Genomic DNA, 25423 nt, shown 5'->3' on the forward strand with positions numbered 1-25423 from the left:
GCAAGCTCGGGCGGGAACCCGGGCGGGTGGGAGGGGATGGTCTGGTATGCCCCGGGGAGGATGGTTGCGGCTGACGCCGCTTCCTCCCCGGGCAATCTCTTCAGGTACCAGGCGAGCGCGGCGGTGCCGGAGACCAGGAGGAGAATGATCAGGAGGATGTCGAACCAGGGGAGACGGTCAGAGGCGGCCCCCTGCCCGCCCTGGCCGGGATTTTTACCGGCAGCAGTGCCCATGTCCGGCGTCTCGGTCTGCGGGTCGATGGGCGTTGTGGTCTCTTCGGCGGTGGGCGTTGCTTCTGGTGCCTCTGTTTGCGATATATCGGGTGTTACGGTCTCCCCAGGGGTTGGCGTCGCTTCCGGCGTAATCCTGTCCTTGTTCTGGCCGGTGTTCTTTCCCGGATTGGTGGCCGTATCTTCGTTTGGCGTCTTGCCGGCGGCCTCGATGCCCCGTGGGTCGGCGTTTGAGTGCTCCGGCGGCCCCCCCGCTCCCGAGACGATGGGAGATGCGGCAACAAGGAAGAGGGCGGCGAGCAGGATCAGGACGGCGGCACGCGCACCCCGCCCGGCCCGTTCAGGCCGCATCTGATGGCGGCACCCCCCCGGGAACAACGAAGACGAGGGTTGCCCCCGGCGCTCCTTTCGCGAGTTCGATGAGATCCCCATCGTGGAGTTCCCGCCGCTTGCCCCGGTCAAGCGGCGTGCCGTTCACGAAGGTGCCGCCTGTGCTGCCGCCGTCCTCGATGAGCCAAGCATCAGCCCGCCGGGTGAGCCGGGCATGTGGCCGTGATACCCGGGTGACCGCCGCGTATTCTTCGCCGAGGACGATATCGCGCTCAGGGTCGGACCGGCCGGGCGCGTCAGGGTCCACCCGTCCTATGGCGATGGTGTCGTGTTCGATCGGGAAGACCTTTCCGTCCTCAGCCCCGCCGAGGAGGATGACGACCGGGCGCTGCCCGAAGAACTCCCCCGAAAACGTCTCCCGAACCCCGGCGAGTTTCTTTGCGAGCACGGCATCCGTAAGCGTCAGTTTCAGGTTCGCAAACAGCCCGAGGCTCCTGGTGATCGCTTCAAGGCCCCCGGGCACGAGCGAGTATTTCCAGACCGGGTGGATCCCTTTTGAGGTCGGGCGGGAGAGGCCCGCCTCCTTCCGGACAACGCCGATACTCAGGAGTTTGTCGAGGTGCTTCTTCGTGTTCTCATAACTGGTCTCGATCTCGGATGAGATCTGCCGGACGTCTTTCGGCGTCCGCTCGATTACCTTCAGGATCTTTAAGCGTGTGCTGCTGCTCAACACGTCCAGGTATTCGGAGAGTTCCTGCAGGTCGTCGCTGTCTATATCGAGGATAATTGTCCTTGAGTCATCGTCACCGGTCATGCGCTCCTCCTGCCTGCCTATCTATTGATGTATGTTTTTTGCGAGCCTTCTGATGAAGGTTGTGCACTCTACCGGCACCGGGCCGCCCGGTCGTACCTCTGTCTGGCGCAGTCTCACCGGCGTTCCGGGATCGGATCGTCCGACTCCGGGCCGGGATCATGTTTATGTCGGATGCCTGATCACGGGGGCCCATGCTCGGGGATGTCCAGGCAATGCAGCAGCGGGCTGTGATGGTTGAGGTTGAGGAGATGATCCAGTCGACGCCTGACTATGCGGATGTCAGGGAGGCACTCCAGTCGTTGAATTTCATACCTGAACGTGATAATGCCGATATCGCGATCTGGGTCCAGCCCGACCTCAGGATCTTCGTCCTGCTCCAGATGAACCTTGGAGGTGGGTATGCTGGCTACAAGGTCGCTACCTACGATGAACTGGGAGGCCCTGAGGGGGAGTTCGCCGGCTACAATGCGCGATAAGGGCTCCTCGCCAGCCTCCACCCCCACCACGTTCCGTCCTTTTTCTGCCGGGTCAGGTTTATGAACAGGTATGCGAGTATTGGTGCTCGTATGCGTAAGACGGGTATACTGGTTGACCGGGAGGAGCAGGAGGCCATGAGGGGCCGGGTCAGGGAGATCATCACTGGAGGCCCCACCTACGGCGAGATCCGGGATGGGCTACGGAGCCTGGGGTTCCAGGCGAAAGAGGATAAACCGGCCCTTGCCATCTGGGAGAGCAGCGATTACGAACTCTTCGTGATGGTCCATATCAACCCGGAGAGCGGGAGGCTGCGGGACTACGAGGTGAAGACGTTTGAGGAGATGGAGGGGTACGAGTAGCCTGGGGCTTCACGTCTCCCCCGGCGGGTCGGCGAAGAGCGCGATGTAGCCGCCGATGAGCACGACGATGAAGACAAGGATGTAGATCAGGAGCGCAAGCGTTCCTGTGAATATGGCGAAGAACCCGATACCAGTGATCTCGCCTACGAGCAGGAAGAGCCGGAAGAGGAACATGACCGTGAAGACGGCACCGACGGCGCCAAAGACCGGGCCCGGCAGGTTCAGGGGAAAGGTCAGGGCGCCGAAGAGGTCGCCGACCAGGAAGATCACCGCGATCAGGATGAGGAGCCCGATGTTGGCGTTGAGGAACTCCACCACGCGGAGGAACGTCAGGCTCTGGACGTAGCCGGTAAGGGCGTTTAAGATGGCGAGCAAGATCAGGAAGATGACGATCCCGGCGATCCTTGATATAAGGATGGTGAAGAACGATTCCTTTTTGCGTTCACCCATACTGCTGCACCATTTCATCTAATATTGCCCATGCAATACCGCCTCTCGCGCTCTCGCGCGAAGTCCGTGTAGTTCCTCCCAACCGGAACCCTTCGCGCTCTTCGCGGCTTCGCGTGAAACTGGCGATCACTCCCATGCCCCCTCCAGGTAAGGTGAAATGCTCTACTACCGGGGGAAGTATCCTCCACCCTTATGGAGCTAACGGCCCACCCCGATAACCGCAACGTTCAAGTAGCCTCCGGCAGGACTAAACCTCTGGAGCGCGGTAATCGTGAAATTCGCAACCCTTGCCTCCTGCTTTGAGAGGCTAAACGTCACATCGTCCCGGAACGATATGACCGCCCTCCTCGCGCGGCTCCTCGCCGGGGCGTCTCCGGACGAGATCGGCATCGTCTGCTACTTCACGCTCGGGGCGATCGCGCCAGGATACAGCGGGTTGACCCCGGGCATCGGGGAGCGGACCGCAGCGGCGGCGATCGCCCTTGCGGGCAGCGTCGACCCTGCAGCGGTCGAGGCGGCGGCCCGGGAACTCGGCGACTATGGGGACGCCGCCGCCCGCCTGACCGTGGCGCCCCCGGAGGGATCCACCGGACCGCTCAGGGTCACGGACGTCCACCGCGGCTTTATGGAGATCGCCCGGGCATCGGGTCCTGGTTCGGCCGACCGGAAGACGCGGGTTCTCGCCGCGATGCTCGCCGCCGCCACGCCCCCGGAGCGGCGCTACCTGGTCAGGCTTGCCACCGGGGAGATGCGGCTCGGCGTCGGGGATATGACGCTCCTCGATGCGCTGGCGGAGGCGTTCCTGGGGTCGAAGGCAGAGCGCCCGCCCCTCGAGCACGCCTACAACATCTCTTCAGACGTCGGCCTCGTGGCCCGGACGCTCCAGGAATCGGGTCTCGCGGGGGTCTCGGCGATACCGGTCACCCTGCACCACCCCATCAGGCCGATGCTCACCCAGCGGGTCTCCCGGATATCAGAGATCCCTGAGCGGATCGGCTCCCGGGTCATCGCCGTCGAGGAAAAGTACGACGGTGAGCGGGTCCAGGCCCACAAAGACGGCGACGACGTCACCCTCTTCTCACGGCGGCTGACTGATGTCACCCACCAGTATCCCGACATCGTCCGGCACATCCGGCGGTGCGTCACGGCCGATACGGCGATCCTCGACGGCGAGGCGGTCGCGTTCGACCACGAGACCGGGACCTACCGGCCTTTCCAGACCCTGATGCGGCGGCGCCGGAAGCACCGGGTCAGGGAGGTCGCCGGTGAGATCCCCGCGACCTACCGGGTCTTCGACCTCCTCTACGTGAACGGCGAGTCATACCTCCGCCGGAGTTACCCGGACCGGCGTGCGAGGCTCGAAGAGGTCCTCTCCCCTGATGAAAAGATATCCCCGGCAGACCGCACCCTGACCGGGGATCTCGACGGGATCACGGAGTTCTACCTTGCCTGCATCGAGCGGGGGCTTGAAGGGGTCGTCTGCAAGTCGTGCGCGGAGGACTCGTTCTACCGGGCGGGGGCGCGGGAATGGCAGTGGATCAAGTGGAAGAGCGATTACGGAACCGAACTTGCCGACACGCTCGACCTGGTCGTCGTCGGCGCCAACGCCGGGCGCGGGAAGCGGGCCGGGACCTACGGATCGGTCCTCTGCGCCGCCTACAACCATGAGGAGGATATCTTCCAGACGGTCTGCGGCATGGGGACGGGGTTTACCGATGCAGACCTGGCAGACCTCCCCCGACGGTTCGCCGGTGTCCGGGTGGACCGGCAACCTGCCCGGGTGATGGTGACCCCACAGGCCGTGCCTGACTTCTGGTTCGCACCGGCCCGGGTGGTCGAGGTGCTGGGGCTTGAGATCACCGAAAGCCCGGTCCATACCTGCAACTGGGACCCCGAGTGGCGGCGGGGGCTTGCCCTCAGGTTCCCAAGGTTTGTGCGGTGGCGGGACGAGAAGAGCCCGGAAGCGGCAACGACGACCGCCGAGGTCGCGGCGATGTTCCGCAGGCGGCGGGAGGGGTAGGGATGGAGAGGCTTGCGAGGCTGACCAACATCGAGGTCGCGGCGGTCCTCTACGAGGTCGCCGACCTCCTCGAGATCAAGGGCGTCCGGTTCAAACCGCATGCCTACCGGCGGGCGGCGCAGGCGATCGAGACCCTGCCCGAGGATATCGCCGATGTTGCGCGGGAGGGGCGTCTCGGTGAGATCCCCGGGGTCGGGAAGGGTATCGCCGGAAAGGTCATGGAGGTCGTCGAGACCGGCAGCCTCGGCTATCTCGAATCCCTGCGTGAAGAACTCCCGGAGGGCGTGCAGGAACTCACCCGGATCGAGGGTATCGGGCCGAAGAAGGCGCTCGTTCTCTCCCGGGAGCTCGGTATCCGGACCATCGACGACCTGGAGGCGGCAGCAACGGCAGGCCGGATCCGCGATCTCCCCGGGTTTGGGGAGAAGACCGAGCAGAACATCCTTGCCGGCATCCAGATGAGCAGGATGGCGGGGAAGCGCCACCTCCTCGGCTACATCCTTCCGACTGCCCGCGTGATCGAGCGACGGCTCTCATCGCTCGGGTCGGTCGGGCAGGTGAGCCTCGCCGGCTCGATACGCCGCAGGAAGGAGACGATCGGGGACCTTGATCTCCTTGCCACATCCACGCGCCCTGAGGAGGTGATGGAGGTCTTCGCCACCCTTCCTGGGGTCTCGCGGGTCCTTGCCCGGGGGACGACGAAGACCTCGGTGGTGCTCGAGACCGGGCTCCAGGTCGACCTTCGGGTGGTGGAGGAGAAGCACTACGGGGCCGCGCTCCAGTACTTCACCGGATCAAAGGAGCACAACATCGCCCTCCGAAAACTCGCCATCGCACGGAACTGGCGGCTGAACGAGTACGGGCTCGTTGACCTTGCAGACGGCCGCATGATCGCGGGGGAGGATGAGGCCGGAGTCTACCGGGCCCTCGGTCTCTCCTGGATCGAGCCGGAACTCAGGGAGGACCGCGGCGAGATCGAGGCCGCACGGACCGGAACCCTGCCTGATCTCGTCGGGTACGGGTCGATCCGTGGCGACCTCCACGTCCATACTCGCTGGAGCGAGGGCGCCCACTCCATCGAGGAGATGGCGGAGGCGGCGCAGGGGCTTGGCTATGAGTATATCGCTATCTGCGACCATGCAGAGACCCTCCATATCGCCCGCGGCCTCTCCCCGGAACGCCTGGCCGACCAGGTGCGCGAGATCGAACGGCTCAACCGGGAGTTTGACGGCGAGTTTACCATCCTTGCCGGGACCGAGTGCAACATCGATATGGACGGCAGGATAGACCTCCCTGACAGCATCCTTGCCGACCTCGACGTGGTGGTGGCAAGCGTCCACTCCGGGTTCAAGCAGCCGGAACGGGAGATGACGGATCGGGTCATCGCGGCGATGCAGAACGATCATGTCGATATCATCGGCCACCCGACCGGCCGGATCCTCCTCTCGCGGGAGCCCTACCAGATCGACCTCGCCACGATCTTTGAGGCCGCTGCAGCCCTCGGCGTCCTCATGGAGATCAACGCGTTCCCGGGAAGGCTTGACCTCTCGGACGTCAACTGCCGCCTGGCCCAGGGATTCGGCGTTCGGTTCTCACTCGGCTCGGACGCGCACAACCGGGGGAACCTCCGCTACATGGAGTTCGGTGTCGCGACCGCCCGGCGGGGCTGGCTTGCGGCGGACGATATCGCAAACACCCGTTCACTTGAGGACCTAAGAGGGTTCTTGCGCTCTTAGAGCGGGCGACCGGAGGTTACCTGCTGGACGATATCCACAAGCTGGATGTCAAACGTCAGGGGTTGACCGGCCAGCGGGTGGTTGGCGTCCAGCGTCACGGTCGACTCTGAGACGTCGCTGACGGTGACGATGGCCACCCTGCCGCCCGACTGCTGGATCTGGAGTTGCTGGCCCGGTTCCGGGTTGATGTCAGCCGGGAACTGGTCCCGGTCTACCGAAAGTGTCATATCGTCACGGTGGGGGCCGTAAGCCTCTTCGGGCGGGATCCGTGCGGTCTTCGTCTCTCCCGGTTCCATGCCGATCACAGCCTGCTCGAACCCCGGGATGATCTCCCCCTCACCGATGGTGAACTCCATGGGAGCTCTCTCGCTGGAGGTGTCAAAGACCGTGCCATCTTCGAGTTTTCCGGTGTAATGCACCCTGACGGTGTCGCCTTCTTTTGCCTGTGCCATACCTTACATCACCGGTGGGTGGTGATCGCGGATGATATTTATGCGTGATGGTCGGGCCCGGGGATGCCGGTTTTTGTGGAATCTCCCCGTATTTTGGGATTTCCGGGAAGATGCGTGCTTGATACGACCTGCCGCTCTTACGACTTCGCGCAGGGCGCTATCACGCCCGGGGCGTCCTGCGGTGAAGGAATGCCCGGGTTCACCGGCCCCGCCCGCATCGGTGCAGGGGGGCTTTTACCACGATACGGCGCACCCGGGTTTATGATGGAGTTTTGCGCCGCAGGAGCCCCCGCGCTCTCCCATCCCGGACCTTGCAGACGGCCCGGATTCCTGCCCCCTTATTAACTTTTTTCGCATTCCCTGTCTCATCATTATGTGATGTTTTTCCCCAAAAGCCCGCAAATAATGCCCCGGTCGGCGCAAAGGGTGAGCATGTTTTTTATTTTTATATGGATATATTTATAAATGAGGCCATATAGATATTCCATGTAACAGGGTTTTACTGACCTTTGAGGGGAGAACTGCGAATGGCATACATGGACGGAATCACCTGCATCTGCGATAACGGCCGGACGCTCGAGGACCACCGGCCCATCGTCGGCGACGATGTCATCTCCGGGATCTACCGCAAGGCGGCGAGCCTCCGGGGGAAGCGGGTCCTTCACGTGAACTCAACCTACCAGAGCGGCGGCGTAGCGGAGATGATCCTCTCGCTCGTGCCGCTCATGAACAACGTCGGGATCGATACCCGGTGGAACATCTTAAACGGTGATGGCGAATTCTTTGCCATCACCAAGAACTTCCATAACGCGCTCCAGGGGCAGGCAGTCGCGTTCTCGGACGAGGAGAAAGATCTCTACCTACAGACAAACGAGGCCTTCTCGGGTCAGATGGCGATCGACCACGACCTGGTGGTCATCCACGACCCGCAACCCCTGCCCCTGATCAGGTTCTACCGGAAAACCCAGCCCTGGGTCTGGCGGTGCCACGTCGACCTCTCAAACCCGAACCCGGCCCTCTGGGAGTTCCTCAAAGGCTTCGTCCTGGATTACGACCGGATGGTCATCTCGCACGAGCACTACCGACGCCGCGGGATGCCGATGGAGCAGTGGATCTGCCGGCCGGCGATCGACCCGCTCTCTGAGAAGAACCGCGACCTCTCTGAGGCGGAGACTGCGGCCCTCCTTGCGAAATACGGGGTGCCGACCGACAAACCGCTGGTCACCCAGATCTCGCGGTTCGATAAGTGGAAGGACCCCCTGGGTGTTGTCGAGGTCTTCAGCGAGGTGAAGCGGCACGTCGACTGCAGGCTGGTCCTCTGCGGGAGCATGGCCCCCGACGACCCGGAAGGCTGGGCGATCTACCGGCAGGTCGAGGATGCGGCACGCCCGCTCATCGATGCCGGCGACGTCATCCTGATCACTGCCGAGGACCACCTGCTGGTCAACGCCCTGCAGCGGGCTTCGGCCGTCATCCTCCAGAAATCGCTCCGCGAGGGGTTCGGCCTGACCGTCACCGAGGGACTCTGGAAGGGCCGGCCGGTCATCGCGTCCCGTGTCGGTGGCATACCGCTCCAGATCGAGGATGGGGTGACCGGGTTCCTCCTCGACCCGACCGATACAGAAGGGTTTGCCTGGCGGGTCAGGCAGGTCCTTGAGAACCCGGACCTCGGGGAGCGGCTCGGACGGGCCGGCAAAGAGCATGTCAGGCAGCACTTCCTGATTACCCGTCTCCTCTCCGACTACCTGGACATGCTTAACGCGGAACTTACGATCCAGGAAGCCTGAAGGGCAGGCGGGACCTGCAAAAAAGAGTATACGTCCCGAAACTGCCTTCCGGAGGCCGGGGCCGTGCACAGGCCCCTTCACGGCACCTCCCCCGGGTCGCGCGGCAGATACGTGTGAGTCCGGGCACCCCCGTTTTCGGCGGAGAGGGTGCTCTGGCTACCCTCTCCTGTCCCTGGTGCAGGACAGGCGACTGAACAGGGCGGTGCGCATCACGGGAAAGCGCACCTCTATTTTATTTGTGAGTGCAGGTCACAGGGCAGATATTTCGGTTCTTTTGATGGTGATGAGACTCCGAAAGGCTCAAAGAATTGCATCCGCACCAGTTGACGCAACCACCCCCTGACGGTGGTAGCATACGTATATGAATATATAATCGTTTCTCCCACCGGGGCCGGTGCTGCTTACCGGAGAGTACCCCTCTGTACTTCCTGATTATCGAGGGGTACTCCCACGGCAGGGTGGTGGAAGTGGTCCCGGTTTCCGGGAAAGTATCCCGGATGGGCCGGCCGGGGCGTCGTTACTGCCTCTCGATCGGGCCCGGCAGCCTGATCCCCGCGATGGTCTTTCCTTTCATCCGTTCGATGACCTGGTCAACGGCGCCAGGGGGCACTTCGACGGTGGAATAGGTCTCGTAGATGTTGATCGCGCCGATGGACCTGCCGGGAATTCCAGTCTCGCCCGCGAGTGCCCCGACGATATCCTTCGGCCTGATCTGGTGCTCCCTCCCGAGCGGGATCTCAAGGAGGACCGGCCCCCCGGCTGGTCCGATCTCCTGTGGGAGGTCCTGGCTGCCCACGTCGAGTTCCAGTTTCAGGAGGGCGGCGGCAACCTCAAGCGACGTGTAGTCTTCGGATACGATCCGTTCAGCGAGGGTCATGTAGCGCTCGAGGTTCCCTTCGTCGATGACCTGCTGCACCCGGTCGATGAGTTTCCGCGTCCGGCTCTCCTCGACGTCTCCCGGCGTCGGGAGCGGGATGCGGCCGATCCTGATCTTTGTGTAGTCCTGGATCGTCCTGAGTTTGTAGTATTCCCTTGGGCCTACGAAGGTGATGGCCCGCCCTGTGCGCCCGGCACGCGCTGTCCGGCCGATGCGGTGGATGTAGTACTCGATATCCTGCGGGACTTCGTAGTTGATGACCAGGTCGACGTCCTCGACATCGATGCCCCGGGCGGCGACGTCGGTGGCGACGAGGATATCGATGGTTCCTGCGCGGAACTTTGCCATCACCCGGTCCCGCTGGGACTGCTTCATGTCTCCGTGGAGGCCTTCGGCGAAGTAGCCCCGGGCCTGGAGGTGGGCAGTCAGGTCGTCGACGCCACGTTTGGTGTTTGAGAAGACGAGCGAGAGTTCAGGGTCATACATATCGAGCAGCCGGCAGAGGATCTCGAGTTTGTTCCTGCTCCGTACCTCAAGGTAGAGTTGCTCGATCTGCGGGACGGTCACTTCCCGGCGTGCGACCGATATGACCTCGGGGTTCTTCTGGAACCTCTTTGAGATCTCAAGGATCGGTCCGGGGAGGGTGGCCGAGAAGAGGATGGTCTGCCGGTCTCCCGGGGTCTCGTCGAGGATCTTCTCGATATCCTCCCGGAAGCCCATGTCCAGCATCTGGTCAGCCTCATCGAGGACGACCATCTTCACCGCGGCAAACGAGAGGGTCCCGCGGTCGAGGTGGTCGAGCACCCGCCCGGGCGTCCCGACGACGACCTGGGCGCCGCGGCGTAACCCGCGGAACTGCCGCTCGATCGGCTGGCCGCCATAGATTGGGAGGATGTTGAGGCCGCGGTGGTGCTTCGCCAGACGGGCGAACTCCTCGGCGGTCTGGATGGCGAGTTCCCGGGTGGGGGAGAGGACAAGGACCTGGGTCTCCCGATTCCCCACATCGACCTGCTCGATCGCCGGGACGCCGAACGCCGCCGTCTTCCCGGTCCCGGTCTGTGCCTGACCGGTGACGTCGCGTCCTTCGAGTATCACGGGTATTGTGCTTACCTGAATTGGTGTGGGCTCCTCAAAGCCCATATCTTGTATCGCCTGAAGCGTCTTTTGCGAGATATTGAAATCCTGGAAGGTAATGTTATTCTCCATTCACCCACTTCTTGGTGCTGATACCTCTTTATCTTGTGGGGCGTTCCGGTCCCCCGGGACTCCGTACCAGTTACCGTCGGCCTCTCCCGTAACAGATATCCGGCCGCCCGGTGTACTCCTACAGGGATGGATGCCCGGTCTTCTCCACCGCTGAGTGCTGCAGAAGTCTACCGGCGGTACGCTGCCGGGCGGCCGGAGCTCCGGGGGGTCATCTTGCCCGGACTCCTGCCCCACATGGCCTGCGGCGCCGCGTACCGCAGGCCCGGCCGCGTGAAGGTGCTCTTCGTCGCCGAGTCCCCGCCCTGGGCCGCCGGGCGGCAGGAGGTTCTCAGGCCCCGCGACTGCAAGCGCCCCGACTACCCCTACTTCTGGAACGATCGCTACGATACGCGGCACCGCCGGGCGATGGCGCCGCTCTCGGGCGGGCTTGCTGAGAACCTCTTCTGGCTGCTCGGGCTCGATGGGGAGTCGCGCCGGGAGAACCTGGAGCTCTTCGCGGGCGAGGGATTCTTCCTGGTCGATACGGTGAAGTGCGTCTTCCGGAAGAACCGGAAACCGGCTATCCCGGCCGACCTCATCCGGGTGAGCGCCCGGGAGGTCCTTGCCCCAGAGGTTGCCGCTCTCGCCCCGGAGTACGTCGTCGTCCTCGGGAATACAGCGCTTGCAGGGCTTCGGGAGATTGAGCTCTATGCGAGCGCTCTTGCGGGGGTCGGGAAGATTACACAGACCCCTCCTGAGGACCTCTTTGAGGAGCACCGCCTCCTCTGCGTGCCCTACCCGGGCGGGCACAACCGGCGCTACCTGGACCGGATCGAGTCGGTGTTTGCGGCCATCAGGGACCTGGTGTAGGCGGCCTTGCGCGGGGCTCCTGCGCATCTGGTATCTCACGCATCCGCTGTTGCCTCTCGCGATCTCGCGCGAAAGACGCGAAGTCCATGTATCTCCTCCCAACCGGAACCCTTCGCGTCCTCACGCGTGCTTCCGCGTGAGTCTTCAGTACAGGTAGGAGATATAATGCCTCTCGCGAAGAGCACAAAGACGCGAAGTCCGTGGGATTGTTACGCCCTCCTTCGCGATCCCCCGCGCGAGGCGGCGATCTGCACCAGGACCCACACGATACGGTGAATTGCTCCACTACCCGGCGAGTTTCCTCTTTCCCTCCTCGTAGAGATCTTCTTTCTGCTTGCGCAGCCTCTCTGCCGTGGCCTGCTCCTCGGAGGTCCCCCGCTTCTCCAGTTCGACCCTCTTTGCTTCTTCCATCACGTCCCGGGGGCGGAGGTATCCGGAAGGCTCTGTCTCCGCCCGGGTCTCCTGGTACCGCTCTTCCTCTCTTCGCCTCTGCTCCTCTGCGACTGACCGGCCCGTCTCTCCACCCACCGGGATAACTCTCCCGCCGGTCTCGACGGTCTTCTTCAGCCGCACCTCAAGGACTCCGTTCTTGAAGGTTGCCCGTGCCTCCTCTTCTGTGACGTCTGTGGGGAGGGAGACCGTCCGGGAGATTGCACCGATCCTCCGCTCCCGCATATGGTATCCGGCCTGCTCCGCCTCTCGCGCCTCCTCCCGCCGGGCCGAGATCCGGAGTGTCCTCGAGTCGAGGAGCCGGACCGAGATGTTCTCCCTCTCCACGCCGGGTAGGTCGGCGACGACGATGACGTCTGTATCGTGTTCCCGGACATCGATCATCGTTCCGGCGCCGCCGAGCAGGGGTACCTGCTGTGTGGCCCCGGAGATGCGTTCCATCGTCTCGGCAAACTGCCTCTGCATATCCGCGAGCAGCTCGTCAAATTCAGCCCGGAGCCCGCGTGGTGTTCCTCTCCATGCCATTTATTCCTCTCTCCAGCCTCACTCTTCTCGCAGTTTCGGCAGGCTCACAGGGTGTGAACATGATATATAGGTTCCTGTGGGGAGGGATGCCGGCGGTGGAGTTTGTTTATGCCGGGGGCAGTGGCATTCTCTCATCTGGACTGGTATTCTCTGTGGGTTGGTGGGGGCCGGGGCCGCCTATCCTTCCGGGAGATGCCGCCCCTGCCTCCCGCCTCCGGCACGATTGACCAGGCGACTCTTTCAGCATTCCAGCAGGTTTTCAGCAGAATTTCAGCAGGTGCTGGAAGGATCGATCTCCCCGGAACGGCGCTGAATCAGAGAATACTAGTACAGAGAGAGACGCGTCTCTCTCTACTGATCATACTGTACAGCAAAAGAGAGACCCACCCAGTTCGACCGGTCTCCGGGTCTCCGGGGGTGTGCGTGTGTGCGAAACCCGGAATGCTGTAACCACAACCTGGATACCGCCTGATACACCCCCGAATGGGAATTCCCAGATTTAATCCGGCCGTTTGATTACAACGGGCTCCGTAAACCGCTGAAAACTGCTGAAAACAGAGGGGGATTGCTGGAAGCACGTGCGGGGGGAACCGTGCCCCTGCCCGGGGGCTGGGACGACTGTGAGGGTGATCTCTGATGTTTCGGGTCATCGGACGTTGCCTGAGTGTAAGTCGAGATCGGCTGGTGTGAGTCTGCAGGAAGGCGGTCTCCTGCTCCCCTTCAATACTCCCTCCTCTCCGGGGTCACACCCCGCACCCTGCCCCGGGGTTCTTCCATATCTCCGGCGTACCGCGGGATCACGTGCAGGTGCATCACCGACTGCCCTGCGGCCGTGCAGGAGGTAAGGGAGAGGCTTAAGGAGGAACTGACTCTATCATTCATTATCAGACCGCTATCGATCAGGATTTGAAACTTGAATTGGGGATTGATTGGAGAAACGATCGGCATTGATTGGGGAGAAGATTCCAAACCTGCTGCCTGGAATGGTCTAATGAGCGGCCGTGCATTGATATTTTGAGATCATTATTGGAGTATGATTGGAGAATGATTGGGGATGGAGATACTATGGTCCCGGAGGACTGGATAACCCCGACGACTGAAGTGCTTCTTCTCGACAATTCTGCTGCTCTCGCCCGGCCGGGGCCGGCATGCAGAGACTGCGGAGTTGCTCCGGCAACTCATGATGCCATGCGGTTTGTGTCACGAAACCTGGCGGGTGTCGCCGCCCCCGGTCCGCGCCGGAACGGAAGGGAGCGCCCTGCTCCCCCTCGAATCCGGGTAGAGCAGCCTCTCGACCGGACCCTGCTTGAGCACTCTATCTACTACCTTTTGATGTGTTAAGATTCCTCCTGGTATCCCTATCGGTTCTCTCAATACCCCCTCCTCTCCGGGATGACGCCCCGCACCCCGCCCCGGGGATCCGCCATATCCCCGGGGTACCGCGGGATCACGTGCACGTGCAGGTGCATCACCGACTGCCCGGCGGCTGTGCCCACGTTCACACCGATGTTGTAGCCGTCGGGGTGAAAACGTTCATCGAGGAGGTCTTTTGCCTCCCGGACGAGGGCGAGGAGGGCGGCCTGCTCCTCGTCCGTCGCCTCGAAGAAGCCGGCGACGTGCCGAAAGGGGATGAGCAGCAGGTGGCCGGGGTTCACCGGAAATTTGTCGTAGCGGGCGTAGCAGAGATCGTTTGCGAGCACGATCTCCTCGACGGGAGGATTACAGAACGGGCAGGTCATATCGCCCATGCCGCATACCCCCGGACATCGATCAGGTAAGCACACTTCTCGGTGAGGTGCTCAAACGCCCGGTCCTGCCAGTCGTTCCGCGGCGCCTGCAGCCCGAGGAGCGAGACCGAGATCTCCCGCTCAAACGGGCGGGGGACGTGGTCGTGGAGGAGGCCCCAGTAGCCGATGACGTGTTCCTTTCGGGACTTGAGGAGCGCCGGATCGGGGATGCGGTCGCGTTTCTGGGCATTGACGGAATCGAGGGCGGGGAGGAGGTTCCAGAGGTCGTTGTTCTTCCAGACCGAGAACGGGAGGACATGGTCGATGTGCATCGCGTCCGGTGAGGGAATGGCCTTCCCTGACCAGACACAGGCGAGCGACCCCCCTTCCTCGAAGACCGACCGGTAGATATTCCGTGCATCCGCAATCGCCCGTTCGGTCGTCGGGGTCCTGGTGAGCAGGGAGAGCATGCACTCCTCGGTGACGGTTCCCGTTTTGTCCGCGGCCGCGGTGAACCCGGCCCACTTCTTTAAGAGGCACTCCTCCCCGGAGATGAACCCACCAAGGTGCTCAAAGACCGTGCAGAGGTCACGGGAGAGGAAGAACCGGCCGAAGTTCTCGATCAGGTGGGACCGGTCAACCGGGTTGTCGCCGGAGAGCCGATATAACGGGCGATCGTAGTCGAAGACCGAGTAGTGCTCCTTCGATTGCGAGTACCCGAGGTGTTTCATCGGCATCCTGACGATAGTATTCCGGATCTCTTTGACCAGCGTCCGGAACGTCGGCTGGATCTCCCCCGGGACCGAGCCGCGAATATAGTCGCTGTAGAAGACCGAGATCCCGCCCCGGTCCCTGTAATAATCGATGACCGGCGCAAAATGCTTCCGGAACGAGATGGTCTCCCCTGCGTCCAGATCCTGTGTTTCCCCGTTCTTCTGCGGGATGAACGTCGGGGCTGCAAAGATAGGATAGTAGTAGAGCAGCCACTTCTCGACGAGCAGCCCGAGCGGGAACGAGACCTGATTGCCGTCTTCTTCCCGCAGGTGCGAGAACTGCTGGCAGATCTCGATGACGCCCCGGAGGAGGGCATACTTGTACGTCGCGTCGGCACTGTCCCGCTCGATGATGTTGTTGATCCTCCGGTATTCTGCGAGATCCATTCTTTACAGGAAGAGACCGGGGGGTGGGGAGATATGGGTGTCGGTTTTGGTTGGGGGGCGTTCTGCCGGCGGCGTCCTGTTGTCCTGAATGAGACGAGCCCCGCTCACCGGCTCACCAGCGCCGGCAGCCTCCCACCGTGCGCTTTTCGGTACCGCTCTTTCAAAGCCTCTTCGGCAGTTCCAGGATGATCATCGACGATCATCCACCCGTACTGCAGCTCCCACCCGGAGGAGAGGAGCGCCCATACTGGATACTGGGCGGTGTGGCGTCTGGAGAACTCCAGGTACCGGCCTTTGAGGGTATTTTTACTTCCGGCATACGTCCCCGCCGACCCGATGTAGATCGTCGGGCAGTCACCTATCGCCAGGAGCCGGTCAAACCGGCTGCAAAGAAACCGGCCTGCCACGTCCCAGCCGATTGACCCGGCCAGACCGATGGCCTTCTCGTGGACCTCTCCGACTGGAGTTCCGCGTTGGTGAATCCGGATGACGTAAACCCCCTTTCGCTTCGGCGGTTTTGCGTCCTGAAACCGCGTGAACTCAAACGCATCGAAGAGGCCGTTGCAGCAGTTGTCTTCCAGCGAAGATCCTTTCACCATGGTCTGGCCGTCACCGGTAGTAAGTCTTGTAGCAGTCATTGCAGACTGGCCGGATTTTTGTCGTCGTATGCTTGGTCCCGCACTTATGACAGACCTTCTCCTTGTAGTCTGGGTTGTTGAAGCGGGCCCAGGAAGCAAAGCACTTCGGGCAGTACGGCTTCTCCGGGTTATAATCGATCGTCGCTCCGCACCGGATGCAGTACGCAGCCTCTCCCAATACTGAATCCACGACCTTCTCAAACAACCTTTTCTTCGGAGGGACTTTCAGTTTCGGCGATATGGTCCTGATGGGTTTTCTCGGCTTATAGGTCCGTTGATTCACGTTGGCCGCCACAGCCGCCTGGTTGTTGCTCTCCGGGCTGCTTGCTTGCAGGATCCTTTCAACCTCTTCGAGGGTCTGGGTGTAGAGGCCGGGATCGGTCTCACGGGAAAACCGGACGCCCATCTCCCAGTTGTTGCTCTGCGAGTGCTCGTAAAGGTTCATCGAGGTGATTATGCCAAACTGTTCGTTGATGTAGCATTTGGCGTGGAGGTCGTTGCACTTGTAGAGTTGAGCGCTCTGCAATTGTTTGAGAAATGCCAGATCCTCCGGATTGGGGTTCGTGTCGCTCCGGTAGACGATGTCGATGGGGACCTTTTTGTCGTCGATGCTCTGGAGGTATTTTTTGTTGTGCGGGGTCAGGCTGATGTAGGGAGAGATGATGAAGATCTGCTCCTCAGCGTTCTTGATGATCTCGATGAACGCTGCACTTACCCCCAATGCGTCGAGAAAATCTGCCATTAGATTGCTCCTAATGGTATACTATACGGTGGGGCGGCGAAAAAGATTCTTATACGCCCCCGTTGTTCTGGATCACTGGTATGGAGCCCTTGTACTGGAAATCCAATCGAACGAAGAGTGAAACGCTGACAGAAAGTATTTGGTGATCGAGAAGAAATTTTCAACCAAGAATAGTGGGGCACAGCGGGGCTATAGTGAAATTCGGACGATACCGCGAGGGCGGTGAAACAGGGAACTTATGGTTGTCACACATGGGGTATCCGGAAGTACGAAGTACCTACTGAATGGGCTGAAACCTGTTGGTGAAAGAAGTCTGGGAAACTTTGAAGATATCCACCACTTTCACAACAACTATACTGGAATCCTGGTCGAGACCGAAGCCGCGATAAATGCTCAACTGGATGAGAGGATAGCCGGCCTGATCGACGCTGAGGTCCAACTCGATACCCGGATACGGGAGGGCATTGCCCGGCGTACTGCAGAGGTTGATGCAGAGATCGCTGAACTCAAGACGAAGATCGACAACGCAACGAATATTCTGACACGATGGGGCTATACAGTCAAATGTTGGATTGCGGTCTCTCTACGGCCCAGGAGCATATCCCGCCCCTTCAGCGGCCTGAAGTCGGAACTACGCGGCGTTCAAAATGAGAGAGCGATGCTGATCCGGAAGAGGCCGGAACTTGTCAACAAAGGGTGCAACAACATCATTGCGAACCATGCATTTATAGCCGATAATCTGTCGTTTTATATCGGTGCCATCGGGGAGGAAACGGTCATCGCCGCCCTTTCCCGGCTCTCCGACGAGTACCATCTGTTCAATGACGTGAACCTGCGTTTTCATCCTCCTATCCACTGGAGAGAGATGAATGACTACATTAAGTCGAGCCAGATCGATCACATCGTCGTAGGTCCGACAGGTCTCTTCCTCGTGGAGACGAAGAACTGGAAGTTCTCAGACATTGAGACGAAATCCGATAAACTGGTCTATCAGGTGAGACGTTCCAGCCTGGCGCTCTGGTTCTACCTGCGGAGGAGCTATGCACGAAATGACGTGCCGAAGACCCACACCGTCGTTGTCTCGGTGCAGGGTTGCCGTCCCGGCCAGAAATTGGATCGCCACATCGATATCACCACCCCCAACCGGCTCTACGAATACATAACGAAGAGAAAGAGCATCCTGTCAACAGATGCAGTAAATAAATTAGTTGATGTGGTGGCCCTGACAGTATGAGGCCTCTCAGGCAGATTCTGTGAAGGGAAAAGATATCGGGACAATCGCTAGATCCACTCTCGCACTGGCGAAACCGCACATCGGCCTATGACAGCTATCATCTCTCATTAACCTGCAAATTGCTGTAACCGCGTCACCATCTCTTTTACGCTATGAGGCATCGCGAAATCTTACACTCCACCCCCGAACCAGGAATCAACCCACTCACGCACGCAATATGCTCCCCCGCCTTCGTGACCTGGATCGAGAAGTTCCGGCCCTGCCACTGCCGCTCCACATACCCCTGCTCTTCGAGTTCCCTGAGGTAGCCGCGGTTCATCCGGTTTAAGAGCGCCCGCTTCTTTTTGGCCCGCAGATACGCGTCACGCTCGGCCGTGTGCAGTTTCTCCTCCTCGTAGCCGTGGACCCCGATGCTGTGGAAGAACCCGATGATCTCCTCGCTCGTCATCCCGTCGCCGCCGCTCTCCTTGCGCTGGAGGAGCTCGACGAGGAGCATGACGTTCTCAGGCTTCGGCATCATGACCCGGAAGTGCTGGAAGACCTCGGTCCTGACGTTCTCAACGATCGAGAGGCCGTGCTCGCACTCCTCCTCGCCGCCGCCCGTCGCATAGCGGTCGGCGCTGACGTAGTAGAGCGGGACCTCGTGCACCATCGCGGCGAGCGTCACCGCGACCGAGGTCTTCCGGCCGCAGGAGGACATGTTGACATAGACGGCGTTCCCGGCCTCCTTCTCGGTGCGGATAAGGAACGAGACCACTTTCAAGACATCCAGGATATCGAACATCGCGACCGGGACGAACGTCACGGCAATCCCGAGTTCCTGCAGTCTCCCGGTCACCCGGCCGACAAAGTAATGCTGTTTTTTGACCATCCCGGGATCGAGGTCGGCGTCGGGTGGGATGGCGAGGATGTAGGCGCGGTCGGCCTTGTTCTTCGTGAACGGCGCCACCGCCCGGTCGATCTCGTGGCCGAGCGGGATGATATGGACGACGTCACGCAGGCCCCCGGCGAGGAGCTGGTTGTTCATTGTGTTCACACTATTCACTAAATTCACGTGAAGTTGTTAATGTTTCGGTCCTGGTATACACTATTCATCAGGAGGTATCAGAACATGAGAACCAATCTCCAGGGGCTTGCCGGGCGAAGGGTCACACTGACCGCCGTCTTCTGGCAGTACGGAACTTACAGGGGCAGGGGGTGCAGCGGAAAGACCATCCTGCTCAGGCACGTCCGCGATCTCTCCGGCCGACTGCTGGCCGATCACACCTGGATCAACTACACCGCCGGGTTCGCCGCGGCCGGAGAGTTCCGCCGCGGCGATGCCGTCCGGTTCACTGCCCGGGTCGATGAGTACGTCAAGGGCTATCTGGGAGAGAATATCGATGACCGGCTGACGCGGCCGCTGGCGGTTGACTACCGTCTGAAGTTCCCCCGGAGGGTGGAGAAGATCGGCAGGGTTGACCAGGGTGTGCACCCGGTGCCGGGGTGAGGGGTGTGGAGAAGCACCGGCAGGAGCAGATCGACCGGCTGCTCAGCGATCTCGACTTTCCGGCCCTCTACCGGGGGTACGCATGGAAGAACGACACCTGGGAGAAGGGGTTTCCTGATATCTTCAGTCTTGAGCAGGAGGTAACGGCCGCCGCCAGAGACCAGACGTTGGGGCTTGAACACGTGCAGAAGATCGCCTGCTGGGGCGGCATCCCGAACCGGGACCGGATCGACTGTGCCGACCGGCTCTCCATCGCTCTCTACTTCGGCGACTCCCCGGCATACTGGCTGATGCGCGCGCCCGTGAATACCATCGGGATCGTCGAGGGGCAGATCCGGGGATTCGGGCCGACATATGCGAGTAAGTTGCTCCGGTTCGCCGTTCCGCAGGTCTTTGGGGCGATCGACACCCGGCTGGTGCGTGTCTTCGGCCGCGGCGACCCTGAGAAGCAGCGGTATCCCCTGCTGGACTTGACCGCCTCGCCGTTCGGCGACCGGTGGGCGATCCCGGCCACGCAGCCGGGATGGCCTGGGGAGTACGGGACCTGGACCAAGATCCTGCAGGCGATTGCCCGCCGGCTCAACCGTGAGGAGGTCTGCTGCCCACACCCGGAGCGGTTTGTCGGTGCGGGCCTCCGGAGTGAGGGTATCTGGGCCGCGGCTGATGTGGAGATGGCACTGTTCTGCTACGCGTCGGGGGTTGTGCGGGGGAAGGGTGCACCCCCTTTCTGCTGGTAGTGCCCCTCATAAAGACGGTAAGTCAGAGGCCTTATCTGTTCCAACCTGGACGGAGATGTAATGGTGCAGGTCGACAGGGGTTTCATCTGCCGCCCTTCCCCTCGCTCAATCGAGCATCACCAGGATCTGACCTATGACCTCACCCGCTGATGCCAACACATCGCATGCATCGCCTCTAGAGTAAACGCATCCGTAATCTGCGCCTCCACTTTCCCGGTATCCCCCGGAGAAGATGGGGGGCACGTAGGGCGTGAAACTGTGCATAGTAGCCCTGGATGATTGCCCACTTTATGTTCCCCTCTGTGAAAGAATGCTCTGCAGCAGCCAGGTCCTGTTCCGCTTCCCGCAGTTCTTTCACAACCTGTTCGCGGTCGACCGGGATGCGGACGGTCTTTCCCCGTTGTAGGCACTGCTCAAACCGGTACTTCACTGCACTCCTCGATCAGAACCTTTCCTGCCAAAATGCGCCCGTAGAGAGCCGGGTCAGCGGTTTTCAGGGACCGGAACCCGCCGGGCGTGAGGATGAGCGGCGAGATCTCGCGGTCGAGCCCGGCCTGAACCCCGGCGACGGTCTCTGCTACGGTCTTAGTATCACTCGTCTCGATGAAGAGATCACTTTTTTCCACTCTATAAATACATGCACGAATACGTGCAGTTTGAAAATAAAAAAGTAATTCTTGAGTGCATCTACCGCTCAATTGATGACGTACGGCATCTATATGGTCCTATCTTCCTGCTTCCGTTTAACTTTCGTTGAAAGCGCCGTCCCCGTCAGGCTCTCGGGTACGTACTTCTCCATGCCTTCCTCTTTGTACACCTTATCAAGGATCCCGCTCAACGCTTCAGCGAGTTTCTGCGCGGCAGCGTGTGACATATAGACGCGTGTTCCGTTTACGCGCATCCTGTCATCCCGGCGGATACCGGGCATCTCCAGGAAATCGATGAAAACATCTCTGTGCGTTACCTGGACGTATGCAAGGTTTGAGTAGGAACTGTGCGTGATGTCCGGCTGCAGTTCTCCGGGCTCGAATTGATAGAGTTCTCTGAGATCGATAACGGTTGCTCCGTCCTTCCCCTTCTTCTCCTCTTCCATGGTTACGCTCCCGCTGCGAAGGTCACATACCCTGAATCTGTGTCTCGTTCAGAGTATTCTCCTCCAATAGTCCATTTTCCGGTATAGTTCATCGCAATTGCAAGCGGTTCTACCTTCGCCCTGAGAGAGCTGTTGTAGTAGTCCTGGATGGCCGTGTCCATGCAGTCCGTGCCGTCCCGGTCGTCGATGACGGCGTACGCCAACAGAGAGAGCGCGACGAACTTCTTCGACTCAACAACGACCCGATAGACGGGGTGTTGTACATCGCTTGATATGTTCTCGATCAGTCCGAGTCTGACGAGAGTCTTAAGTGCCTCTCTGATGCTGGGGGGCCTCTTGCCCGTCATCTCCTCAAGGTACCTGGGCCGGTAATCCATCGTCGGATCAGCGATGATCTCCTCAACGACCTGAGCGAGTACTGTATTCCCAAAAAGGCCGCCATATGGTTTGTTCAGGTATTCTTCGAGTTCTTCAGGAAGTTTCGGCAGTTTCTTCCCGGACATAAACATCCCTCCCTTATGCAGTTACATTGGTAGTGCTGCTATCACTACTAACTAGTAGTAATGGTAGTAAAAAAAACTTCTGTTTCAGGATCTATTTTTTCAGTCTGGTCCAGTGCCGGTGGTGAGGCACCTCAAGGTCATAATATGTCATCCATTGATCTGCCCACACCAGATCCTCAAGTTTAATGACTTTATCGCCTCCACCGGCGCGGTATAAACAAATGCGTTCCTGTCCCATTGCATTGATAAAATCTCTCGCTTCAAAGCCGTTTTCTTTGCATTTTCGCTGACAATCCTGTATCCTCCTCATGCCGCCACGCTTCTTTAGCCATCCAAGAAAAATAGCACCTCCCTCATCTGGATCAGGGCCATCTGGGGTAGGAAGGTTGCATTTACTCATCAAGCGTCACCAGAGGCGATAATATAGATTTTATGCTCAGATAAACATTATATCACTTGCCATTTTCCTCTGAGTCTGAGGACCAAGCATCTTTCTAGTGGGCTATTTCAGCCAAAATTCCCCATGAAAACCGCCCCGGTTTGGCGACGGGGAAGCTCCCCGGCTCTGTTCCATCGTGCCCCGGCTCCGGCTCGTGCGGGGAGGGGGAGACCCCCATATGCGCTAACTTTAGCGATGAGGATTCGAGAGGATAATGCCCTACTCGGTGAAATATGGCTGATTTGATGGGATATCAGCCACACGATTCCGGTGGTGTGCGGCAATAGTCCTCCTCCTCTGGAAACGATAGTGATCATGGGAATCTCATGGGAAACGGACAGCCTTAGGGCATAGATGAGAACTCGCCGATTGCCGGGTACTTGCCGGTATCAACAAGAATTCATTACACCCATCGGGTAAGTTAACGCCTATGGGACCCGCCCCCTCCCGGCAGAAGAGTTCCAGGACACCCCCCTATCTAAAAGGGCCGATAAATTTGGAGCGAACTCAATGGTAACACACTTTTGGGCTAACAGCGGGCCGTTTATGAGGGGGCAGAGGAGCAGTTTATGTATACCCTGACCGTAGATAGCCGCCCATGTCGCTATCTCTACGGCATAGGTATCTATTCCTTGCTGCAGTGTTGATTGGAGCACTGGTTCTGGCCGCGGGATGCACCCAGGAAAGCGAAGCTGCATCCGCAGACATGAGCAGCACCACAGGGCCGGGCAACCTGACGTACTACACCGAAGACCTTCCCCCGTATAGTTACGTGGAGAACGGAACCCTGCAGGGGCTCTCCGTCGATCTACTCGAGGCGATCACCGGGAGGATGGGGGACGAGGTCTCCCGCGAGGAGGTGAACCTGGTCTCCTGGACCGAGGGCTACCAGGCAGCCCTGACCAGGAATGCGACGGTGCTCTTCCCTACGGCAAGAACTCCTGAGCGGGAGCACTCCTTCAAGTGGGTCGGGCCCATCTATTCAGACAGATACGTCCTGTTTGCCGGGCGTGACCGGGCAATCACCGTCACCGGCCCCGACGACCTGAACCAGTACCGGATCGGGGTAGTTGCCAACGATAGTGCCATCCAGCAGCTGCTTGCTCTCGGGGTGAACCGGAGCCAGGTCGTAGAGGAGACCAATGCATCAGCGATCATCACCGGACTTGAGGGTGACGAGATTGACCTCTGGTGCTACCCTGAGACCGCCGGCAGGTATCTCGCAGAGCAGGAAATGGGCAACGCATACACCTACAGGGTCGCCTACACGCTCCAGGAGACCAGCATCTACTATGCATTCAGCAAGGATATCCCGGACTCGAGAGTTCGGTCCTTCCAGCAGGCCCTTGACGCCCTCAAATGCGAAGAAGACACGGCGGGCGTCAGCACCTACGAGCGGATCGTCGGGCGGTACATCCCATCGATCGGCCTTGCCCAACTCAACTACCTGACCGAAGAGTGGGCTCCTTTCAACTATCAGGAGGGTGGGAACGTCACCGGCATCTCCGTCGATATCCTCGAGGTGGTCTTTGAGAAGGTCGGCGTGAACCGCACACGGGCGGATGTCCGCATTGTTCCCCTGGCGGAAGGATTCCAGGCAGCGCAGAAGAACACCAGTACCGTGCTCTTCGCAATCGTTCGCAAACCCGAACGTGAGCCCCTCTACAAGTGGGCCGGGCCGTTCACCAGAGCCAGGTTCGTCCTCTTTGCGCCGATGAGCAGGAATATCGCCATCGCCTCCCCGGAGGACCTGAACCGGTACCGGATCGGTGCAGTTAACGATTCCATCGAGAACGACCTCCTCACCGGTCTTGGCGTGAATGCCTCCCGTCTCGTCCCCGGACAGACCCCCGAAGACCTCCTCCGGATGCTGGAGGAGGGGCGGATCGACCTGTGGGCAACCGGGGATCTCGCCGGGCGGCATCAGATGCTACGGTCTGGAGTGGATCCCGATGCCTACGAGGTCGTCTACACCCTGAGCGAGAACGATTTCTACTATATCTTCAGCAAAGATGTCCCGGACACGCTGGTCAACACTTTCCAGCAGGCCCTCAACCTGGTGCGGAACCAGAAGGATGAGCAGGGAGTCAGCGAGTATGAGCGGATCATCTACCGGTATCTCGGAGTCGGTTGCGTCCGGCAGACATTTACCGATGAAGCGGTGATCGCGCTTGTGAATACGACCGCCGCAGCAATCGAGAAGAACGCCCCGGATACCTTCCGGCGCATCAACGCAGGCGAAGCACCGTATCGCGACCCCAAGAACCCGGCACTCTACGTCTTTGTCTATGACACAAACGTGACCATGGTTGCTCATGCGGACAACATTCAGCTCGTCAGCATGAACTTCAAGGGCAAGACGGACGTCACCGGTAAACCGTTCCGTGACGAAATTGTTGCCGGTGCGCAGGAGAACGGCACCGGATGGGTGGAGTACGTCTATGTGAATCCGGTCGAGACGAATCTCTACTACAAGACCACGTACTACCGGTTGACCAGAGGAAGCGATGGGAACTCCTACGTTGTATGCAGCGGCAATTTCAAGCCCTGTGATGTATGACAAACCAGGGAGGAGCGGCTCTCCCTGAGCACCTGCCGTATCCCTGGGCTGCTTCGTGAGCCCGGGGCCGGGAATTCATCATGGGGGCTCTTCGCCACGCACTGACCCCGGGGGCGGGGTGGGGGTTTCAGGTATCACCCTCTGCGGGGAGGGGCTCGCCGGAGAAACCCGGACCCGGGTAGGTTGAACCTCACCGGCATCAACAGGAATGCATTGCACCTATGGTAAGTTAGCGCCAACGGGATGTCCCCCTCCCGGCAGAAGAGTCCCGGGACAACCTCATGAATAAGCCCCTGCCGACAAGACTCCAGTGTAGGAGATGCTCTACGCCCATTCGTCGTTGAATTCGAGATTCATCCTGGCGGCGAGACGAAGGACCGGATCAAAGGCCGGTGACAAATCCCTCGGATCTAAAAAACCTGATATACCCCGAATACCCATAGCCTGCCCGAGGTCGAGCGAATGAGAAGATCGATAAGATTGCTGGCAGGCTGCCTGCTGGTGCTGCTGCTTGCCTGTCAGGTTGCTGCAATGGCCCC

Annotated in this window: 27 protein-coding genes and 1 pseudogene; 10 read left to right on the forward strand and 18 right to left on the reverse strand. The window is 60.3% G+C overall.

Annotated features, from left to right (window positions below; all coding sequences use genetic code 11):
• A pseudogene (locus BP858_RS01700) lies at window positions 1-581 on the reverse strand (serine/threonine protein kinase); the annotation flags it as partial.
• Entirely contained in the window at window positions 571-1374 is an 804-nt protein-coding gene (locus BP858_RS01705) for an FHA domain-containing protein (protein ID WP_062262173.1), read from the reverse strand. The pseudogene BP858_RS01700 and the gene BP858_RS01705, both read right to left, overlap by 11 nt.
• 191 nt (window positions 1375-1565) lie before the next feature.
• Between BP858_RS01705 and BP858_RS01710 the strand changes: the two genes are divergently transcribed.
• Window positions 1566-1850 carry a hypothetical protein gene (locus BP858_RS01710; protein ID WP_062262176.1) on the forward strand — a complete coding sequence of 95 codons (285 nt, stop codon included), beginning with the start codon at window positions 1566-1568 and terminating at the stop codon, window positions 1848-1850.
• Between the two features lie 90 nt (window positions 1851-1940).
• A complete protein-coding gene (locus BP858_RS01715) occupies window positions 1941-2210 on the forward strand; it encodes a hypothetical protein (RefSeq protein WP_062262180.1) in 270 nt (89 codons plus the stop codon).
• 9 nt (window positions 2211-2219) lie between these two features.
• On the opposite strand, the gene BP858_RS01720 is transcribed toward BP858_RS01715, so the two are convergent.
• Window positions 2220-2660 carry a hypothetical protein gene (locus BP858_RS01720; protein ID WP_014866524.1) on the reverse strand — a complete coding sequence of 147 codons (441 nt, stop codon included), beginning with the start codon at window positions 2658-2660 and terminating at the stop codon, window positions 2220-2222.
• A 271-nt stretch (window positions 2661-2931) separates the two neighbouring features.
• Between BP858_RS01720 and BP858_RS01725 the strand changes: the two genes are divergently transcribed.
• Window positions 2932-4680 carry an ATP-dependent DNA ligase gene (locus BP858_RS01725; RefSeq protein ID WP_014866525.1) on the forward strand — a complete coding sequence of 583 codons (1749 nt, stop codon included), beginning with the start codon at window positions 2932-2934 and terminating at the stop codon, window positions 4678-4680.
• 2 nt (window positions 4681-4682) lie between these two features.
• Window positions 4683-6416 (forward strand): DNA polymerase/3'-5' exonuclease PolX, encoded by a 1734-nt coding sequence (gene polX / locus BP858_RS01730; RefSeq protein ID WP_286878679.1) that lies wholly within the window; start codon window positions 4683-4685, stop codon window positions 6414-6416.
• Here the strand turns inward: polX and BP858_RS01735 are convergent.
• On the reverse strand, window positions 6413-6868 hold the full coding sequence (locus BP858_RS01735) for an FKBP-type peptidyl-prolyl cis-trans isomerase (RefSeq protein WP_014866527.1): 456 nt from the start codon (window positions 6866-6868) through the stop codon (window positions 6413-6415). The two genes, polX and BP858_RS01735, sit on opposite strands and share 4 nt — an antisense overlap.
• 527 nt (window positions 6869-7395) lie before the next feature.
• Here BP858_RS01735 and BP858_RS01740 point away from each other — a divergent pair.
• Window positions 7396-8655 carry a glycosyltransferase gene (locus tag BP858_RS01740; protein WP_014866528.1) on the forward strand — a complete coding sequence of 420 codons (1260 nt, stop codon included), beginning with the start codon at window positions 7396-7398 and terminating at the stop codon, window positions 8653-8655.
• 517 nt (window positions 8656-9172) lie between these two features.
• On the opposite strand, the gene BP858_RS01745 is transcribed toward BP858_RS01740, so the two are convergent.
• Window positions 9173-10738, reverse strand: coding sequence for a DEAD/DEAH box helicase (locus BP858_RS01745; protein WP_286878681.1), 1566 nt, complete (start codon window positions 10736-10738; stop codon window positions 9173-9175).
• A gap of 126 nt (window positions 10739-10864) precedes the next feature.
• Here BP858_RS01745 and BP858_RS01750 point away from each other — a divergent pair, with 126 nt between their 5' ends.
• Complete coding sequence (locus BP858_RS01750) at window positions 10865-11587, forward strand: uracil-DNA glycosylase family protein (RefSeq protein ID WP_286878682.1); 723 nt, start codon at window positions 10865-10867, stop codon at window positions 11585-11587.
• A gap of 285 nt (window positions 11588-11872) precedes the next feature.
• On the opposite strand, the gene BP858_RS01755 is transcribed toward BP858_RS01750, so the two are convergent.
• The 6 genes from BP858_RS01755 to BP858_RS01780 all read right to left on the reverse strand — a co-directional run bounded on the left by BP858_RS01755 (window position 11873) and on the right by BP858_RS01780 (window position 16829).
• Entirely contained in the window at window positions 11873-12562 is a 690-nt protein-coding gene (locus BP858_RS01755) for an Hsp20/alpha crystallin family protein (protein WP_014866531.1), read from the reverse strand.
• Between the two features lie 720 nt (window positions 12563-13282).
• The gene (locus BP858_RS01760) at window positions 13283-13444 is read right to left on the reverse strand and encodes a hypothetical protein (protein ID WP_394339367.1); all 162 of its coding nucleotides are present in this window, start codon (window positions 13442-13444) and stop codon (window positions 13283-13285) included.
• Window positions 13445-13932: 488 nt separating this feature from the next.
• Window positions 13933-14310, reverse strand: coding sequence for an HIT family protein (locus tag BP858_RS01765; RefSeq protein ID WP_281768473.1), 378 nt, complete (start codon window positions 14308-14310; stop codon window positions 13933-13935).
• Window positions 14298-15449: an HNH endonuclease domain-containing protein gene (locus BP858_RS01770; RefSeq protein WP_286878683.1), complete on the reverse strand. Its 1152-nt coding sequence runs from the start codon at window positions 15447-15449 to the stop codon at window positions 14298-14300. The genes BP858_RS01765 and BP858_RS01770 overlap by 13 nt, the downstream gene beginning before the upstream one ends.
• A gap of 104 nt (window positions 15450-15553) precedes the next feature.
• Window positions 15554-16048 (reverse strand): hypothetical protein, encoded by a 495-nt coding sequence (locus BP858_RS01775; RefSeq protein ID WP_014866535.1) that lies wholly within the window; start codon window positions 16046-16048, stop codon window positions 15554-15556.
• A gap of 10 nt (window positions 16049-16058) precedes the next feature.
• Window positions 16059-16829 (reverse strand): phospholipase D family protein, encoded by a 771-nt coding sequence (locus BP858_RS01780; protein WP_214166646.1) that lies wholly within the window; start codon window positions 16827-16829, stop codon window positions 16059-16061.
• Between the two features lie 238 nt (window positions 16830-17067).
• Here BP858_RS01780 and BP858_RS01785 point away from each other — a divergent pair, with 238 nt between their 5' ends.
• Complete coding sequence (locus BP858_RS01785; RefSeq protein ID WP_074175121.1) at window positions 17068-18063, forward strand: nuclease-related domain-containing protein; 996 nt, start codon at window positions 17068-17070, stop codon at window positions 18061-18063.
• 145 nt (window positions 18064-18208) lie between these two features.
• Here the strand turns inward: BP858_RS01785 and BP858_RS01790 are convergent, their stop codons facing one another.
• The gene (locus BP858_RS01790; RefSeq protein ID WP_286878687.1) at window positions 18209-19090 is read right to left on the reverse strand and encodes a DUF6293 family protein; all 882 of its coding nucleotides are present in this window, start codon (window positions 19088-19090) and stop codon (window positions 18209-18211) included.
• 84 nt (window positions 19091-19174) lie between these two features.
• Here BP858_RS01790 and BP858_RS01795 point away from each other — a divergent pair, with 84 nt between their 5' ends.
• A complete protein-coding gene (locus BP858_RS01795; protein WP_281768469.1) occupies window positions 19175-19552 on the forward strand; it encodes a hypothetical protein in 378 nt (125 codons plus the stop codon).
• A gap of 5 nt (window positions 19553-19557) precedes the next feature.
• Complete coding sequence (locus tag BP858_RS01800; RefSeq protein ID WP_014866567.1) at window positions 19558-20289, forward strand: hypothetical protein; 732 nt, start codon at window positions 19558-19560, stop codon at window positions 20287-20289.
• Window positions 20290-20464: 175 nt separating this feature from the next.
• Here the strand turns inward: BP858_RS01800 and BP858_RS12315 are convergent, their stop codons facing one another.
• The 5 genes from BP858_RS12315 to BP858_RS01820 form a co-directional block, all read right to left on the reverse strand.
• Window positions 20465-20719: a HEPN domain-containing protein gene (locus BP858_RS12315; protein ID WP_014866568.1), complete on the reverse strand. Its 255-nt coding sequence runs from the start codon at window positions 20717-20719 to the stop codon at window positions 20465-20467.
• Window positions 20703-20915: a hypothetical protein gene (locus BP858_RS01805; protein ID WP_048104522.1), complete on the reverse strand. Its 213-nt coding sequence runs from the start codon at window positions 20913-20915 to the stop codon at window positions 20703-20705. The genes BP858_RS12315 and BP858_RS01805 overlap by 17 nt, the downstream gene beginning before the upstream one ends.
• Before the next feature lie 89 nt (window positions 20916-21004).
• Window positions 21005-21382, reverse strand: a complete 378-nt coding sequence (locus BP858_RS01810; protein WP_014866570.1) for a DUF3467 domain-containing protein — start codon at window positions 21380-21382, stop codon at window positions 21005-21007.
• Window positions 21383-21384: 2 nt separating this feature from the next.
• Entirely contained in the window at window positions 21385-21885 is a 501-nt protein-coding gene (locus BP858_RS01815; RefSeq protein WP_014866571.1) for a hypothetical protein, read from the reverse strand.
• Window positions 21886-21976: 91 nt separating this feature from the next.
• Complete coding sequence (locus BP858_RS01820; RefSeq protein WP_074175123.1) at window positions 21977-22285, reverse strand: hypothetical protein; 309 nt, start codon at window positions 22283-22285, stop codon at window positions 21977-21979.
• A 745-nt stretch (window positions 22286-23030) separates the two neighbouring features.
• Between BP858_RS01820 and BP858_RS01825 the strand changes: the two genes are divergently transcribed.
• Window positions 23031-24884 carry a transporter substrate-binding domain-containing protein gene (locus tag BP858_RS01825; RefSeq protein WP_238320488.1) on the forward strand — a complete coding sequence of 618 codons (1854 nt, stop codon included), beginning with the start codon at window positions 23031-23033 and terminating at the stop codon, window positions 24882-24884.
• Window positions 24885-25208: 324 nt separating this feature from the next.
• Here BP858_RS01825 and BP858_RS01830 read toward each other — a convergent pair.
• The coding region (locus BP858_RS01830; protein WP_286878686.1) for a hypothetical protein at window positions 25209-25423 on the reverse strand (215 nt) is incomplete at its 5' end.

It is taken from the genome of Methanoculleus sp. UBA413 (assembly GCF_002502935.1).
In the GTDB taxonomy this organism is placed as follows: Archaea; Halobacteriota; Methanomicrobia; order Methanomicrobiales; family Methanoculleaceae; genus Methanoculleus; species Methanoculleus bourgensis.